A 15,447-nucleotide genomic window follows, 5' to 3' on the forward strand; every position below is an offset into this window, starting at 1 on the left:
GACGAGTGCGTCACTCGGAGTCAGCGCGCCAGTGCCACGAGCGCCTTCTTGACGAGGGCCGCGCGATCGGCCGCCGCGGTGACGTGCTCCAGGCCGAAGCCCAGCAGCACGGTGTCGTCCGTGGTGACCCCTCCGTATGTCTTGAAGAGCTCCCCGTAGCGCGCCCAGTCCTTGAGGACGGCCGGGCTGCCCGCGGGCGGTCCGGGGACGCTCCAGGGGCCGAGGGAGGCCTCGAAGCCCTCCGTCTCGGTGGCGGTGCCGCCGACGACGAGGGAGGCATTGTCGACAAGGAGACCGTGGCCGCCCGCGCTCGGATCACTGATGTAGCTGAACGAGACCTCGATCGACTTGCCGGCGTACGCGCTCAGGTCGAAGTTGACCTGCTGCCAGCCGCTGGAGGCGCCGGTGAAGCTGTTCCAGGACCCGCTGGTGCCGGTATTGGCGCAGCCGGCCGAGCCCACGGTCAGGTAGCGCTTGAGGGACGGGTGCTCCCTGACGAGGAAACCGGCCTCGCACTCCGCGGGGACCGCGTTGCTGGTGGCGCCGCCCGCCTCGGGGAGCGTCGTCCAGTCGTCCGCCCCGGTCGTGTGGACTTCGAGCACCGCGTGGTCGTAGCCGGGCTCGGTGTCCCACAGGAGCTGGGAGCGCAGTGTCGGCTTGTCGGCCGCACCGACGCCGGTGAGGTCGATCGTGCGGGTGAGGCGCTTGTAGGCGTCGTCGGTGTGGACCGCGGCGGCCATGTAGGAGCCCGCGTAGGGCCCGTACGGGTTGACGGTCCCGGCGAACTGCCCCGCTCCCGCACTGGACCCGAACTGCGGGTACTGCGCGGCGGGCAGCGAGTCCGAGGTGACGCCGTAGGTGCCTGCCGCGTTCAGCGGGTTGCCGGGCGCGGCGCCGAGCGCCCCCGTGAAGCCGGCGAGCTTCCCGGAGCCGGTGTAGCCGGTGGCCCCCGGAGTCGATGTACGGGAGTAGGCGCCCAGGTAGTACTGGCTGAAGTCGTTCGACAAGGTGCCGCCGCCGAGGTCGACGCTGCCGCCGGCCAGCTCACCCGCCTCGATCAGCTTGCCACCCTCGTTGAGGAAGGCGCGCAGCTGAAGCTGCGTGGCGTTGCCCGGCCGTACGGCACCCGTGTAGTGGACGACCGTCTTGAAGTGGTCGAGCACGCCGAGCGCGTCCGGTGCGCCCAAGGTCGCGACGTCCCAGACCAGGGGCTTCCTGCCGTTGGCCTTCAGCGCGTCGACGTAGGCCTGCGCCTGTGTGGCGGTCGCGCCCTCTTCGGCGACCACGAGCGTGTCGGCGCGCGGCCGTTCGGCCACGGTGTACGTGAAGTGCGTGCTGGAGGTGGGCTTCCCGCTCTTCGTCTCGCCGGTGAACCAGACCTCGACCTTGTCGCCGGGGTCGCCGTCCTGGACCATGGCGCGGTACTCGTCGAAGTAGAGGTTGTCCTTGCCGCCGTAGGTCTCGCCGCCCTTCCAGGCCTTGAGCGCCATGTCCTGCGTGCGGCCGCCGTTGACGCGGTACTTGAGCTCCTTGTCGCGTACGGACTTGCGTACGACGACGGAGACCTCCTGGTCGGCGCCGCGGGAGTACGACGTGGAGAAGGCGGCCGGGGTGAAGTCGGGGGCGTCGATACCGACCGAGGAGGACGGCCGGTCGGGGTGGGCCGCGGTCTCGGCGACGGAGAGCGCGAACGGGATGTTCTTCTCGAACTCCTGCTCAATCAGCTTCTCGTCGTCCGGGAAGGTGAAGACCGAGGCGCAGTCGGCCGCGTTCCAGGCGTCGCCCGGGTCGAGGTTCGACGCGGTCTGGCAGGTCGACATCTCGGGGGTGAACATCGCGATGCCGTTGACGTTGCCCGCGTGGCCGTCCGCCTCGCCGTTGGTGGTGTAGAGCTCCGAGGAGACCTGCGGGTGGTAGCCCGGGATCGCCGAGTTCTCCGGGGTTCCGGCGAGCGCCTTGTAGAGCACGTCGTCCGGGGTCGGCGTCGCCACCTGCCAGCCCACTCCGTAGAGGAGCAGTTCGGCGGCGGAGTGGTAGTTGATGCCGTAGGTGAAGCCGATGCGCTTCTCGAAGGCGTCGAGGGCCTTGGTCTCGGGCTCGGAGCCGGGGCTCGTGCCGCGGTAGGTCTCGCTGGTGGGGTTGGGGGACGAACCTTCGTCGTCGTAGCCCCACTTGTAGGCGAAGTTGCGGTTGAGGTCGACGCCGTCGCCGGTGGAGATCGCGCCGTCGCCGTTCACGTCCCGCAGGTTCTTGCGCCACTGGCGCTCGTCCGTGCCCTTGAACGTGTAGTCGTAGCCGTCCGGATTGGCCGACAGGACGAACCACAGCTCGGTGGAGTCGACGATCTTCTTGATGCGCTTGTTCGTCGCGTAGTTGTCCAAGTAGTAGTGCATCAGACGCCGCGTCATCTCGGGCGTGATCCACTCGCGTGCGTGCTGGTTGGACATGTACAGCACCGATGGCTTGGCGCCGTCCTTGCTCCTCTTGGCGCCCTTGGTCAACTTGAGCGCCAGGATGTCCTGGCCGTTGACGGTCTTGCCGATGGAGACGACCTTGGTGAGATCGGGGTGTTCCTGACCGGTCCGGACGATCTCCTCCTGGAGATTGCCCTTTCCGCTGTACGGGCGGAACACGCCCTGGGCCGCGTCCTCGACGCGGTCCTCGGCCTTGGCGGAGAGCGTGTGCTCGGTGAGCTCGACGCCCTGCTTCTTGAGCTTCTTGGCCTGCTGGTCGGTGACGTAGACCTCGACGGTGCTCTTGCCGTTCTTCCAGGTCGTGTCGCCGAGTTCGTGGCCGTCCTGTCCGGCCGCGAGCAGCAGGGGTATCTGCTGCTTCGTGACCTCGGCGCGGAACACCTTCACGGCGTTCGCGTCGGGCTTGGGTGAACTGCCGCTCTGCGCCTGGGCGATGGGCGCCATGCCCGCACCGCCCAGCAGGAGCGCGCCGGTAGCGAGGATCGCTCTCGCTCTTCGTCTCATGAGCCCCCCTTGCACGGGTCCGCCACAGCAGCGAACAGATGCCAGGCTCATGACACTTCATGGTCAAGTCAAGGGCGCCTCAAGGGCGTACAAACGCCGGTGCCGACGCCCCAAGTGGGTGTCGGCACCGGCATGTTGAGCTTCTTGTGATCATCGGGGGATCAGCCCGCGAGGTTGTCCGCCATCTCCTCGGTGAGGTTCGACTCGGTCCCGGGGATGCCGAGGTCCTGCGCCCGCTTGTCGGCCATGGCGAGCAGTCGACGGATACGGCCGGCCACGGCGTCCTTGGTCAGCGGCGGGTCGGCGAGCGCGCCCAACTCCTCCAGGGAGGCCTGCTTGTGCTCCATGCGCAGCCGTCCGGCGGCCGCGAGGTGCTCCGGCACCTCGTCGGCGAGGATCTCCAGAGCGCGCTGCACCCGGGCCCCGGCGGCGACGGCGGCGCGGGCCGAGCGGCGCAGGTTGGCGTCGTCGAAGTTGGCCAGCCGGTTCGCCGTGGCGCGGACCTCGCGGCGCATCCGCCGCTCCTCCCAGGCCAGCACGGACTCATGCGCGCCGAGACGGGTGAGCAGCGCCCCGATCGCGTCGCCATCGCGTACGACGACACGGTCCACGCCGCGCACCTCACGGGCCTTCGCCGCGATCGACAGGCGGCGGGCGGCGCCGACCAGCGCGAGCGCGGCCTCCGGGCCCGGGCAGGTCACCTCGAGCGAGGAAGAACGGCCGGGCTCGGTCAGCGAGCCGTGCGCCAGGAACGCCCCGCGCCAGGCCGCCTCGGCGTCGCAGGTGGCCCCCGAGACCACCTGCGGGGGCAGCCCGCGGATCGGGCGGCCCCGGCCGTCGACGAGCCCGGTCTGGCGGGCCAGCTGGTCGCCGCCCGCGACGACGCGTACGACATAGCGGGAGCCGCGGCGCAGACCGCCGGGCGCCATCACGATCAGCTCGGAGCTGTGGCCGAAAATCTCCAGGATGTCCCGCTTCAGGCGGCGCGCCGCCATCGCGGTGTCCAGCTCCGCCTCGATCACGATCCTGCCGCTCACCAGGTGAAGGCCGCCCGCGAACCGCAGAATGGCGGAGACCTCCGCCTTTCTGCAGCAGGTCCGGGTGACGGGGAGCCGGGAGATCTCGTCCTTCACCGCTGCCGTCATCGCCATGGGCCGATCCTTCCATGCATCCGAAAAATACGGTCGTACGCGGCGGCCAACAGCTCCGGGTCGTGCCGCGGAGATCCATCGGTCCGGGCCACCGGCGCCAGCTCGACCGCGGCGCCGAACCGCTTGGCGGCGTCGGTGAGTGAGTCGCGGTCGGGCACGGCGGCCTCGTCGGCCAGCACCACGTCCAGGGCGAGTTTAGGGGCGTGTCGTCCCAAAACCTCCAAATGACGCTGCGGGGAGAAGCCTTCGGTTTCTCCGGGCTGCGGGGCGAGGTTCAGCGAGAGTACCCGGCGCGCCTTCGTCTGGATGAGGGCGTCGAGCAATTCGGGCACGAGCAGGTGCGGGATCACCGAGGAGAACCAGGAGCCGGGGCCGAGGACCACCCAGTCCGCGTCGAGGACAGCCGCCACGGCCTCGGGGACGGCCGGGGGGTCGTGCGGCACGACGTGCACGGACTGCACCTCACCGGGCGTGAGCGCCACCGTCGCCTGCCCTCGTACCGTCTCGACGTCATCCGGCCGCTCCGGGTCGTGTCCCTTGACCAGTGCCTGGAGCTCCAGGGGTACGGCCGACATGGGCAGCACGCGGCCGTGCGCGCCCAGCAGCTTGCCGACCAGATCCAGGGCCTGGACGTGGTCGCCGAGCTGCTCCCACAGGGCGACGATCAGCAGATTGCCGACCGCGTGCTCGTGCAGGTCGCCCTGGGACTGGAAGCGGTGCTGGATGACACGGGCCCAGGTCTGGCCCCAGTCGTCGTCGCCGCACAGCGCGGCCAGGGCCTTGCGCAGGTCGCCGGGCGGCAGCACGCCCAGCTCGTCGCGCAGCCGCCCACTGGAGCCGCCGTCGTCGGCCACGGTGACGACGGCGGTGAGGTCGCCGGTGATCCGGCGCAGCGCGGCGAGCGAGGCGGACAGGCCCATGCCGCCGCCGAGGGCGACGACCTTGGGCTGGGTGCCGCGGCGACGCGGCTTCGCACCGCGCGCCTCGGCCGGCTTGCCGCCGCGTCCCTCGAGGGTGACGCGGCGCAGCCTGCTCAGCCGCAGAGCAGCACGTCCGGTCACTCGCGCCCCATGTCCCGGTGCACGACCACGGTCTCCACGCCCTGGGAGACGAGACGGGCGGCGAGCTTCTCGGAGGTGGCGACCGAGCGGTGCTTGCCGCCGGTGCAGCCGACCGCGATGGTCACATAGCGCTTGCCCTCACGCCGGTACCCCGCCGCGATGAGCTGGAGCAGCTCGGCATAGCGGTCGAGGAACTCCTTGGCGCCGGGCTGGTTGAAGACGTACGCCGCGACCTCCTCGTTCAGGCCCGTGAAGGGGCGCAGCTCGGGGACCCAGTGCGGGTTGGGCAGGAAGCGCATGTCCACGACCAGGTCGGCGTCGACCGGCAGGCCGTACTTGAAGCCGAAGGACATGACGGTGGCCCGCAGCTCGGGCTCCTCCTCGCCGGCGAACTGGGCGTCCATCTTGGCGCGCAGCTCGTGCACGTTCAGGCTGGAGGTGTCGATCACCAGGTCGGCGTCGCCGCGCAGCTCGCGCAGCAGCTCGCGCTCGGCGTCGATGCCGTCGACGATGCGGCCGTCGCCCTGGAGGGGGTGCGGGCGGCGCACCGACTCGAAGCGGCGTACCAGGGCCTCGTCGGAGGACTCCAGGAAGACGATCCGCCGGGTGACGTGCTTCGACTCCAGGTCGGCGAGGGACTCACGGAGGTTGTCGAAGAAGCGGCGGCCGCGTACGTCGACGACGACCGCGATCCTGGCCACGTTGCCCTGGGAGCGAGCGCCGAGCTCCACCATGGTGGGGATCAGCGCGGGCGGCAGGTTGTCGACGACGAACCAGCCGAGGTCCTCCAGACACTTGGCGGCCGTCGACCGACCCGCTCCGGACATACCGGAGATGATCACCAGCTCGGGGATGGCCGCCTCGGGGACCGCGGCCGATTCGATACCCGTACCCACCTGTGCTCCGTCTTCCTGGGGCGCTTCGTGCTCCAGGTGATCTTCGCCTGTTTCCTTGTGCGCTTCGTGTGCGTCGTGCACTTCCTGGCCCAGTGCCGGGCGTTCCTCTTCGCGCGCGTCGTTCTCGGTCATCTCTCCTGCCCCCGTCGCTCGTCCGAGGCGCCCGCGGTCACGGGCTCCTCTGAGGAACCCGCCGTCGTTTCGGGCTCCCCGTCTTCCTCATCTCCCATGATCTCTCCAGTCGCCGTGTTCACGGCGGGTGCGGCCGGGGCCGCCTGGGCGAGGGCCACGGCGATCGTCTCGGCCGTCTTGCGGCCTATGCCGGGAACCTCACAGATCTGGTCGATTGTCGCGGACCGCAGCTTTTTCACCGAGCCGAAGTGCTTGATCAGCGCCTGCTTGCGCGTCTCGCCCAGGCCCGGCACGTCGTCCAGCGGGCTCGCCCTGAAGCGCTTGGCCCGCTTGGTGCGCTGGTAGGTGATCGCGAAGCGGTGGGCCTCGTCACGGACCCGCTGCAGCAGATACAGGCCCTCACTGGTGCGCGGCAGGACCACCGGGTCGCCCTCGTCCGGCAGCCACACCTCCTCCAGGCGCTTGGCGAGGCCGCATACGGCGATGTCGTCGATGCCGAGTTCGTCGAGAGCCTTCTTGGCTGCCGCGACCTGTGGCTGGCCGCCGTCGACCACGACGAGCTGCGGGGGGTAGGCGAAGCGCTTGGGGCGGCCGTCCTCCTCGGTGAGCCCGCTCTCGCCGTCGGCCCACTCCCCCGTCTTCTCCTTCTCCGCGAGGTAGCGCCTGAAGCGGCGGGTGATCACCTCGTGCATGGACCGGACGTCGTCCTGGCCCTCGAAGCCCTTGATCTGGAAGCGCCGGTACTCGCTCTTGCGCTGGAGCCCGTCCTCGAAGACGACCATCGACGCCACGACGTCGTCGCCCTGGAGGTGCGAGATGTCATAGCACTCGATCCGCAGGGGTGCGCTGTCCAGGTCGAGTGCCTCGGCGATCTCCTCCAGGGCGCGCGAGCGGGTGGTCAGGTCGGAGGCACGCTTGGTCTTGTGCAGCGCGAGCGACTGGAGAGCGTTGCGCTGCACGGTCTCCATGAGGGCCTTCTTGTCGCCCCGCTGGGGGATGCGCAGCGAGACGTTTGACCCGCGGCGCTCGGCGAGCCACTCCTGGACGGGCTCCACCGGGTCGGGCAGCGCCGGGACGAGCACTTCCTTGGGGACGGAGTCGCCCGTCTCCTCCCCGTAGAGCTGCTGGAGCGCGTGCTCGACGAGGTCACCGGTGGTGACGGCCTCCACCTTGTCCGTGACCCACCCGCGCTGGCCGCGCACGCGACCGCCGCGGACGTGGAAGATCTGCACGGCCGCTTCCAGCTCGTCCTCGGAGACGGCGATCAGGTCGGCGTCGGTCGCGTCGGCGAGCACGACCGCGCTCTTCTCCATGGCCTTCTTCAGGGCCTCGATGTCGTCGCGCAGGCGGGCCGCCCGCTCGTACTCCATCTCCTCGGCCGCGTCCGTCATCTGCTTCTCGAGTCGGCGGATGTACGTCCCCGTACGCCCGGCCATGAAATCGCAGAACTCCTCGGCCAGGTCACGGTGTTCCTCGGCGGAGACGCGCTCGACGCAGGGTGCGGAGCACTTGCCGATGTAGCCGAGCAGGCAGGGGCGGCCGGTGCGGGCCGCGTTCTTGAAGACGCCGGCGGAGCAGGTGCGGACCGGGAAGACGCGCAGCAGCAGGTCCACGGTGTCGCGGATCGCCCACGCGTGCCCGTACGGACCGAAGTACCGCACGCCCTTGCGCTTCTGGCCGCGCATCACCTGAACGCGCGGGAACTCCTCGTTCATCGTCACCGCGAGGTACGGATAGCTCTTGTCGTCGCGGTACTTGACGTTGAACCGGGGGTCGAACTCCTTGATCCAGGAGTACTCCAGCTGAAGCGCCTCGACCTCCGTGGACACGACCGTCCACTCCACCGACGCGGCCGTCGTGACCATGGTGCGGGTGCGGGGGTGCAGGTTCGCCAGGTCCTGGAAGTAGCTCGCCAGGCGCTGGCGCAGGCTTTTCGCCTTTCCGACGTAGATCACCCGGCGGTGCTCGTCGCGGAATTTGTACACCCCGGGAGAGTCCGGAATCTGTCCCGGCTTGGGGCGGTAGCTGGAGGGATCGGCCATGTCACACACCCTACTGGCGAGGGCTGACAGCGCGGCGACCCTGTGGACAAGGCCGGAGCCCTGCCTCAGCGCGACTCCAGGAAGGTCAGGACGGCCAGGACACGGCGGTGGTCGTCGGGCTCCTCCTGGAGGCGGAGTTTTCCCAGGATGCTGCGGACATGCTTCTCCACGGTGCCCTCGGTGACCCACAGGCGGCGGCCGATGCCCGCGTTGGAGCGGCCCTCGGCCATGAGGGCGAGGACCTCGCGCTCGCGGGAACTGAGGAAGGACAGCGGATCGTCACGGCGCTGGGCGGAGACCAGCTCCTGCACCAGAGAAGGGTCGACGACCGAGCCGCCCCTGCTTATCCGGTCGAGTGTCTCGAGGAACTCGTCCACGACGGTGATCCGGCTCTTGAGGAGGTAGCCGACCTTGCGACCGCCGGCCACCAGTTCCAGGGCGTCCTCGACCTCCACGTAGGCCGACAGGACCAGGATGCCGGTGGCGGGATGGTGCTCGCGGATCGTGCGGGCCGCCTTGAGTCCCTCGGTCGAGTGGGACGGCGGCATTCTTATGTCGATGATCGCCAGATCGGGGTGCTCGTCGGCGACCAACTCCAAGAGCCGCGTGGCGTCGCCGGCCTGCCCGATCACCTCGTAGCCGACGCGCTCGCACAGACTCGCCAGACCCTCCCTGAGCAGGACGTCGTCGTCGGCGAGGACGACCCGTCCCCGACCCGGCTGCTGCGATGCGTCCATGGTCCCGGCTCCCCTTGCCCGACCCGTCCGGTGCGCCCCCCAACAGCCTGCCGGACCCCCGGGGTTACGGCTAGCCGGAAGCCGAATTGGGGGCTGGCCGTGACGACACGGGGTCCTTACGACGCGATGCTCGAACCAGTGCGGACGCAGCGGACCGGCCGCCCCGGGCGAGGGGCGGCAGGTCGGACGGTACGCCCCGGGCGAGGGGCGACGGGCGGGACGGACGGTCGAAGGGCTGCGGGAGACACGGCGGACACGGATCGAGAAACGACGGTGGTCGATCCGTGCCCGCCGGTACGCGTCCTGCCCCCTCGTACGCGTCCCCCTGGCGTGGGGCACACCCCGGGCGGTCACTCCTGGGTCGGCGGTTTCCGCATCGGCAGCCGTACCGTCAGGGTGGTGCCTCTCCCCGGTGGGCTGCTGATCGCGAGCTTGCCTCCGATCGCCTCGACGCGGTCGGTGAGCCCGACGAGACCCGAGCCGCCGCCGGGGTCGGCACCCCCGGTCCCGTCGTCGCCGATGGACACCTCCAGGACGTCGTCGTACGTCCGCGCCCCGACCCGTACAACCGTGGCCTGGGCGTGCTTGGCGGCATTGGTGAGGCATTCGGAGGTCACGTAGTAGACAGCGACCTCGGTCTGTTCCGGAAGGCGCACGGAGGGCAGCCGCAGATCCAGTTCCACGGGTACGGCGGAGCGGCGGGCCAGGGCGCGCAGGGCGGGGCCCAGGCCGCCCCTGGAGAGGATCGCCGGGTGGATACCGCGGGAGACCTGCAACAGGTCCTCGAAGGCGTCGTCCAGGCCCTGGCTGATGTGCGCCAACTGCTCCACGAACTCGGCGGATTGATCGTCCATCATGGACTCGGCCATCCGCAGGTCCAGCTGGAGCGAGACCAGCCGCTGCTGGACGCCGTCGTGCAGATCGCGCTCTATACGGCGCCGCGACGCGTCCGAAGCGGCCACCACGCGCGCGCGTGAAGCCGTGAGTTGAGCCCGGCCGTCGGCGTTGGCGACGGCGGTGGCGATGAGTTCGGTGAAGTCGGCGAGCCGGGACTCGGTGCCCGGGGGCAGCGGCTCCGGGCCCGTCGGGGCCGCGACGACCGCACCCCACAGACGGTCGTCGACGACGATCGGCGCTCCGACCGACCGTCCGGCGCGGGCCACCCGGCGAGTCTCGGCCACCGCGCCGGCCGCCGCCGCCTCGCCCACACTCGCGGCCGCGCGGGCCGAACCGAGGAGCGTGACGGCACCGTCGGCCCCGTAGCGCAGAACGGCCGCGGTCCCGGTACTCAGCACCATCCCCACCTCACGAGCGACCGCGGCGAACACCTGGTGCGGCGGCTCACCGCGCGCCACCAGGGTGGCGACGCGGCGCAGCGCGGCCTGCTCCCGGTCGGCGCGGCGGCTCTCGGTGACATCGCGCGCGGCGGCGTAGACGAGGCCTTCCCCGGCCACCGGGCGAGCGCTCCACTGCAGCCAGCGCTCGGTGCCGTCCTCGCGCAGGCAGCGGTTCTCGAACTCGCCGAGCTCGACGCCGTCGGCCAGGCGGTGGAGGACGGCACGCGTGCGTGCCCGATCGTCCGGGTGGACGAACTCCAGCCAGGGCTTGGTGAGGAGCACTTCGGCGGGGTACCCCAGGGTTCGCTCGAAGGCGGGGTTCACGCGCTTGAGGTAGCCGTCGATCCCGCAGATGCACAGCAGGTCGAGGGAGAGGTTGAAGATGCTCGCCAGCTCCCGCTCCGCCTTGCGGCGCCTGCCGTGCGCCGCGGCGAAGGACTCCATGGCGTCGTTCATGCCGCCCAGCAGCTGTGCCCAGGTCCCTTCGAACCCGGCGGCGTCCGCGCGGTGGCCCAGCCGGTTGTCGTCGATCGCCGCGTTCATGCTGCGGATCTCGGCGGCGAGCCGCTCGCTGGTGGCATGGAGTTCGCGGAAGGTGTCGGCGACGACGCCGAGCTCGTCGCGCCCCCGGTAGTGGACGTCGTACGACAGATCTCCGGCAGCGAGGGCCTTGGCGCCCCGGGACACCTCGGTGAGCGGACGCGTGATGGAGCGGCGCAGCGTCAGCGCGAGGACGGTGACGGCGAAAAGCACTCCTCCGGAGAGGGCGAGTTCACGCTCACCCCTGTCTCGGGCACTGTTCAGGCCGTGGTCGGCGTCGGATGCGAGTTCGCGGGCCGTCTCGTGCGCGATGCCGCGCAGGGCGGCGAGTCGCTCGGTGGAGGCCATGAGCCAACGGTCCAGCGAGGGCAGTTTCGGATTCGCTCCTCGGACTGTCATGAGAGCTTCGCGGGCCGCGCGCACGGTGCGCCCCGCAGGCTGCCGCAGCGCCCTGGCGAGCCGGGCGCGCAGCGGCTCCGAGGCGGTCCGGCGGAAGGTGTCGAGCTGGGCGCTCTCCAGGGCGGGCCAGCGGGTGGCGGGGGCACCTCGGCCGTCCGGGGGCGGTGCCGCGTGCAGGACGGCCAGCTCGACGCGTTCGCGCTCGGCCGCCTCGATGGCGCCCAGGATCGCCGGATAGGCGTCACCGGAGCGGCCCGCGGCCCGCGTGGGGCGGCTGGAGTCGAGGCGGCGGACGGTGTCGAGCAGATACGTTTCGACGGTCGCGTAGCGCTGCTCGATCCCCGCCGCGGTGAGCGAGCCGCCGGCCGCCTCCAGCCGGACCGCATGGAGCTGGTTGCGCAGGGAGCCGAGGGCGCCGGGCCGGCCCCGGTGCCGGGACACGGCGCTCTCGGCGGCAATCAGGGCGCGGTCGGTGGCGCCCCTGGCGGCGCCCCGCTCGGCCGCCGTGGCCGCCGGGTCCGGGGCCACGGCGGCGACCACCTCCGTGAGGCGCTCACGGGCGACGGCCTCGTAGAGCCCGGCCGTCGCGAAGGACACCTTCGTGGAGGCCCTGAAGTTCTGCAGGGTGCGCGCTTCGTGCCACTGGGCCACGGCCGAGAAGACCGTGAAGGCGAGCAGTCCGGCGACCGGCAGCAGGGCGAGCAGCATGAGCTTGGTGCCCACCCGCAGCCGCGCGAGCAGCGGCGGACGGGCCCCGGCTGTGCGCGCCGGACGCCGGCCGCCGGATCTCATGGCCCGCCCACCGGGTGACTCCGGTGGTGGGCCAGATCCTTGTCGGTGACCGTGCCCTTGCCGAAGTCGGGCAGGTCGCCGCCGACGACCCCGGCTTCGACCAGATCCGCGTACGGGCGCTCTTCAGGACATGCGACCGGCTCGACCCGTAGGGCCTGCTGCGCGGCGTTGAAGTGCTCGACCCGGCGGCGCATCGTGTCGAGCTCTCCGCTCGGGCCCGCGCGGAACCACACGCTGATGTCGGGGGTGCCCTTGAGCTTTCTGTCGCCCGTGGTGTCCTCGCGCGCCTTGGAACGCGCTCCGTCGTCGCCGTCCCAGCCGCATCCGGCGACGAGGAGGGTCTCACAGACCGCTCCGGCGAAGAACGCCCGGCCTGGTATCGGTTTCCTTCGGAGCAACGTCATCGTGTACCCCCATCCAACCGACGGGACACGGCCACCCCAGGGCATCAGACATGCTACCGCCCGTGACACGCCGCTGCTCTCCGTGAACGCGAACCTCCCTGTCTGGCAAAGGACTTCAGCACTTTCCGGCTAGCTGGAAAGCGCGAAGGTCAACCTGTTGGGAAGCTGTCCGCATGTCCATGCGCTGTCTCCTCGTCGACGACAGCGCCCGGTTCCTGGAGGCCGCGCGCGCCCTGCTGGAGCGTGGTGGGGTACAGGTCGTCGGTGTCGCCACGACGGGCGCGGAGGCCTTCGCGCGAGCCGTTGAACTGGCCCCGGACGTCGCCCTGGTCGATATCGACCTCGACGGCGAGAACGGCTTCGAGGTGGCGGGACGGCTCGCGGGAAGCGTGCCCGCCGTGATCCTCATCTCGACGCACTCCCTGGAGGACTTCCAGGAACTCGTCGCGGCCAGCTCGGCCCGCGGCTTCCTCCACAAGTCGGCGCTTTCGGTACGGGCGATACGGGAGTTGCTGGAGCGCTAGTCACCGCTTCGACGGCCGTGTGGAGCCGGGGGTGACTCCTCCCGCCTCCGCGCAGGCGGAGTCAGCGGCGGCGTCGGCGCAGGGCGCGGGAGGCGCTCAGGGCGAGGGCGACAAGTGCCCCGACGCCGGCGATCGCCGAGGCGATGACAACGGCGGGGCCGGGGCCCTCCGGTGCGCCCGGGCGCCCGGTCCCAGGGGACTCGGAGCCGTATCCGCCCACCTCGGCGGACCGCGTGTAGGCGGAGCCGGGGAGCCGGTCCGCGTACGCCTTGTGCACGCGCGCGATGGGCGGGGAGCGCCGTGCCATGGGAGCCGATCGCCTGCCGGGCGTCCGCGCCGAGGGGCAGCACGCGCGCGTGGCGCTGGACGTACCGGGCGTCTCCGGCGCGGCGGCCGCGCGCTGTACGGCGGCCAGGGACGTCGGTGAGGGGCCGGTGTCGGCCCGGGGGGAGGCAGCGGCCATGCCCAGCAGTAGGGCGGCGGAGCAGCCCGCGACGACGGCGCTGGTGCCGCGGCTACGGCGAGTCATCGCGCGCACGCCCCGATCCGGTACAGCGAGAGTGGGTCCAGGAGAAGGAGTCGCTTTCGGTCTTCTGTGACGCATCACGGTCCTCCCGAGTGGGGTTCCAGGAGTGGAGGAGCGCGTCCGGACACTGCGGTGAAGCATGTTGAGCATCAGGTGTTGTCGGGGCTTGGTCAACACGCTTCAATGCGGGGGAACTCGGGGCGTGAACGGCGGCAGACGCGTGTGAACGGGCCGCGCGCGCCGACCTGGCGGCCCCGACCACCCGCACGAACGGCCTGACCAGCCGTAGTGAACATTCACAGAAAGGCCCCCTGCATGCGGCACGGCACACAGCACGCGGACGTCGCCACAGCGGAGCTGGAGACGGCTCTGCGGGGCGGCCCCTTCCATGTCGCGCTGCGCGCCGCGATCGCCGCCCGCGGACTGCCGCTGCAGCGCGTACAGCACCATCTGTCGCGGTACGGGGTCAAGGTCGGGGTGACGAGCCTGAGTTACTGGCAGCAGGGCGCCCGGCGCCCACAGCGCCCCGAGTCGCTACGGGCCGTCCGCGCCCTGGAGGAGATCCTCCAGCTCCCCGACGAGTCACTGATCCGGCTGCTCGCCAAGGCGGACGAGCACTCCGGTCCGGAACGCCCCGCGGGTCGGTCGTACCGCTCCCTCGTCGAGGCCTCCGGCATCCTGGAGCGGCTGCTGGCCGAGCTGGAGTCACCGCTCGACGGCGGGCTGCACACCCTCGGTCACCACGAACGCGTACGGATCGGCGCACACCGCGAGCTGCTGGACCGCGAGTCGCACCACATAGTCCGCGCCCACAGGGACGGAGTGGACCGCTATGTGGCCATCCACCACGGAGACCCGGGATGCGCTCCGGAGCGGATGGCGGTACGCGCCCTGGAGAACTGCCGTACGGGGCGGGTGCGCTGGCATCACGACACCGGGGTGCTCGTGGCCGAGCTGCTCTTCGACACACGCCTGCGCGCCGGTGACACTTTCCTGTTCCGCTACGGCTTCGACGACGGTACGGCCGGTGCGTCCAGCGAGTACGTCCGCGGCTTCAGCTTCGCGGGCGGGCAGTACGCCCTCCAAGTTGCGTTCGCCGAGGAGGCGCTGCCCGTGCGCTGCCACCGGTTCACCCAGCACTCGGCGGCGGCTCCGCGCAGCGGCCGCCAGGAACTCACGCTGAGCGGTCGCCACCGCTCGGTGCATCTGGTCGAGCCACGCGTGCGGTCGGGGATCCTGGGGATCGGATGGGACTGGGAGTGACCGCCTCCGGGTCGGCGTCGCACAGGCCTCTTCAGGCGCCCGGGCCCGCGACGATCTTCCCGTCCTTCGCCTCCACGGACAGCTCGTGCAGCGGCACGGTGGCCGGCGCCTGCAGCACCTTGCCCGTCGCGGCGTCGAACTCACTGCCGTGGCAGGGGCAGACGAGCGTTGTGCCCTGAAGTTTGTTGATGGCGCACCCCGCATGCGTGCAGATCGAGCTGAACGCCTTGAGCTCGCCGTTCTCGGCACGGCTGACCACGACATTCCGGTCCCGATACAGCTTGGCACCGCCCTTGGCGATCTCGCTCTCCGCACCCAGCTCGACTGGCGCGGTCGGCGTCGCGGGTGCCCCGCTGTCGTCGCCACCACCGGAGCACGCGGTGAGGGCAAGCCCGGCGACCGGGGTGAGCGCCGCTCCCCGCAGGACGGTACGACGGCTCGCTGACGGACGGCCGGGCATGGCATCTCCACTGGTCGGGGGGCGGTGGACACCGACACGGGCAGAGGGCGGTGCACACCGACGATACCGGCATGAACCATTCCGCTCGTGGCGGGGGAGCCGACTCCACGGTGCGCATGTAAACGCTTGCGCAAGCGATTACGCATGCGCAGGCGCAATCGCTTGCGCGAGCGCGGACGTAAACGCTTGCGCAAGCGTTGACGTA

The 15,447-nt window shown here is 70.9% G+C and carries 12 protein-coding genes; 2 read left to right on the forward strand and 10 right to left on the reverse strand.

Features of this window, described 5'->3' with window-relative positions; translation table 11 throughout:
- Nucleotides 1-20: 20 nt before the first annotated feature.
- The 8 genes from ACIBK0_RS10460 to ACIBK0_RS10495 form a co-directional block, all read right to left on the reverse strand.
- Nucleotides 21-2,978 (reverse strand): M14 family zinc carboxypeptidase, encoded by a 2,958-nt coding sequence (locus ACIBK0_RS10460; RefSeq protein WP_399077758.1) that lies wholly within the window; start codon nt 2,976-2,978, stop codon nt 21-23.
- A 161-nt stretch (nt 2,979-3,139) separates the two neighbouring features.
- A complete protein-coding gene (gene whiA / locus ACIBK0_RS10465; protein ID WP_010987695.1) occupies nt 3,140-4,129 on the reverse strand; it encodes a DNA-binding protein WhiA in 990 nt (329 codons plus the stop codon).
- On the reverse strand, nt 4,120-5,190 hold the full coding sequence (gene yvcK / locus ACIBK0_RS10470) for a uridine diphosphate-N-acetylglucosamine-binding protein YvcK (RefSeq protein ID WP_399077760.1): 1,071 nt from the start codon (nt 5,188-5,190) through the stop codon (nt 4,120-4,122). Before yvcK ends, whiA begins: the two co-directional genes overlap by 10 nt.
- Entirely contained in the window at nt 5,187-6,218 is a 1,032-nt protein-coding gene (rapZ, locus tag ACIBK0_RS10475; protein ID WP_399077762.1) for an RNase adapter RapZ, read from the reverse strand. The genes yvcK and rapZ overlap by 4 nt, the downstream gene beginning before the upstream one ends.
- Nucleotides 6,215-8,260, reverse strand: a complete 2,046-nt coding sequence (gene uvrC, locus ACIBK0_RS10480; RefSeq protein ID WP_399077764.1) for an excinuclease ABC subunit UvrC — start codon at nt 8,258-8,260, stop codon at nt 6,215-6,217. Before uvrC ends, rapZ begins: the two co-directional genes overlap by 4 nt.
- A gap of 65 nt (nt 8,261-8,325) precedes the next feature.
- The gene (locus ACIBK0_RS10485; RefSeq protein ID WP_399077766.1) at nt 8,326-8,997 is read right to left on the reverse strand and encodes a response regulator; all 672 of its coding nucleotides are present in this window, start codon (nt 8,995-8,997) and stop codon (nt 8,326-8,328) included.
- A 350-nt stretch (nt 8,998-9,347) separates the two neighbouring features.
- Complete coding sequence (locus ACIBK0_RS10490) at nt 9,348-12,065, reverse strand: PAS domain S-box protein (protein WP_399077768.1); 2,718 nt, start codon at nt 12,063-12,065, stop codon at nt 9,348-9,350.
- Entirely contained in the window at nt 12,062-12,469 is a 408-nt protein-coding gene (locus ACIBK0_RS10495) for a hypothetical protein (protein WP_399077770.1), read from the reverse strand. The genes ACIBK0_RS10490 and ACIBK0_RS10495 overlap by 4 nt, the downstream gene beginning before the upstream one ends.
- Before the next feature lie 173 nt (nt 12,470-12,642).
- On the opposite strand from ACIBK0_RS10495, the gene ACIBK0_RS10500 reads away from it, so the two are divergent.
- Complete coding sequence (locus ACIBK0_RS10500; protein WP_399077772.1) at nt 12,643-12,993, forward strand: response regulator; 351 nt, start codon at nt 12,643-12,645, stop codon at nt 12,991-12,993.
- Nucleotides 12,994-13,054: 61 nt separating this feature from the next.
- Here ACIBK0_RS10500 and ACIBK0_RS10505 read toward each other — a convergent pair whose 3' ends face one another.
- Nucleotides 13,055-13,522, reverse strand: a complete 468-nt coding sequence (locus ACIBK0_RS10505; RefSeq protein ID WP_399077775.1) for a hypothetical protein — start codon at nt 13,520-13,522, stop codon at nt 13,055-13,057.
- Nucleotides 13,523-13,834: 312 nt separating this feature from the next.
- Between ACIBK0_RS10505 and ACIBK0_RS10510 the strand changes: the two genes are divergently transcribed.
- Nucleotides 13,835-14,782 carry a hypothetical protein gene (locus ACIBK0_RS10510; RefSeq protein WP_399077777.1) on the forward strand — a complete coding sequence of 316 codons (948 nt, stop codon included), beginning with the start codon at nt 13,835-13,837 and terminating at the stop codon, nt 14,780-14,782.
- A 31-nt stretch (nt 14,783-14,813) separates the two neighbouring features.
- On the opposite strand, the gene ACIBK0_RS10515 is transcribed toward ACIBK0_RS10510, so the two are convergent.
- Nucleotides 14,814-15,242, reverse strand: a complete 429-nt coding sequence (locus ACIBK0_RS10515) for a Rieske 2Fe-2S domain-containing protein (RefSeq protein WP_399077779.1) — start codon at nt 15,240-15,242, stop codon at nt 14,814-14,816.
- Between the last annotated feature and the right edge of the window lie 205 nt (nt 15,243-15,447).

Source organism: Streptomyces sp. NPDC050564 (genome assembly GCF_044457265.1).
Taxonomy (GTDB): domain Bacteria; phylum Actinomycetota; class Actinomycetes; order Streptomycetales; family Streptomycetaceae; genus Streptomyces.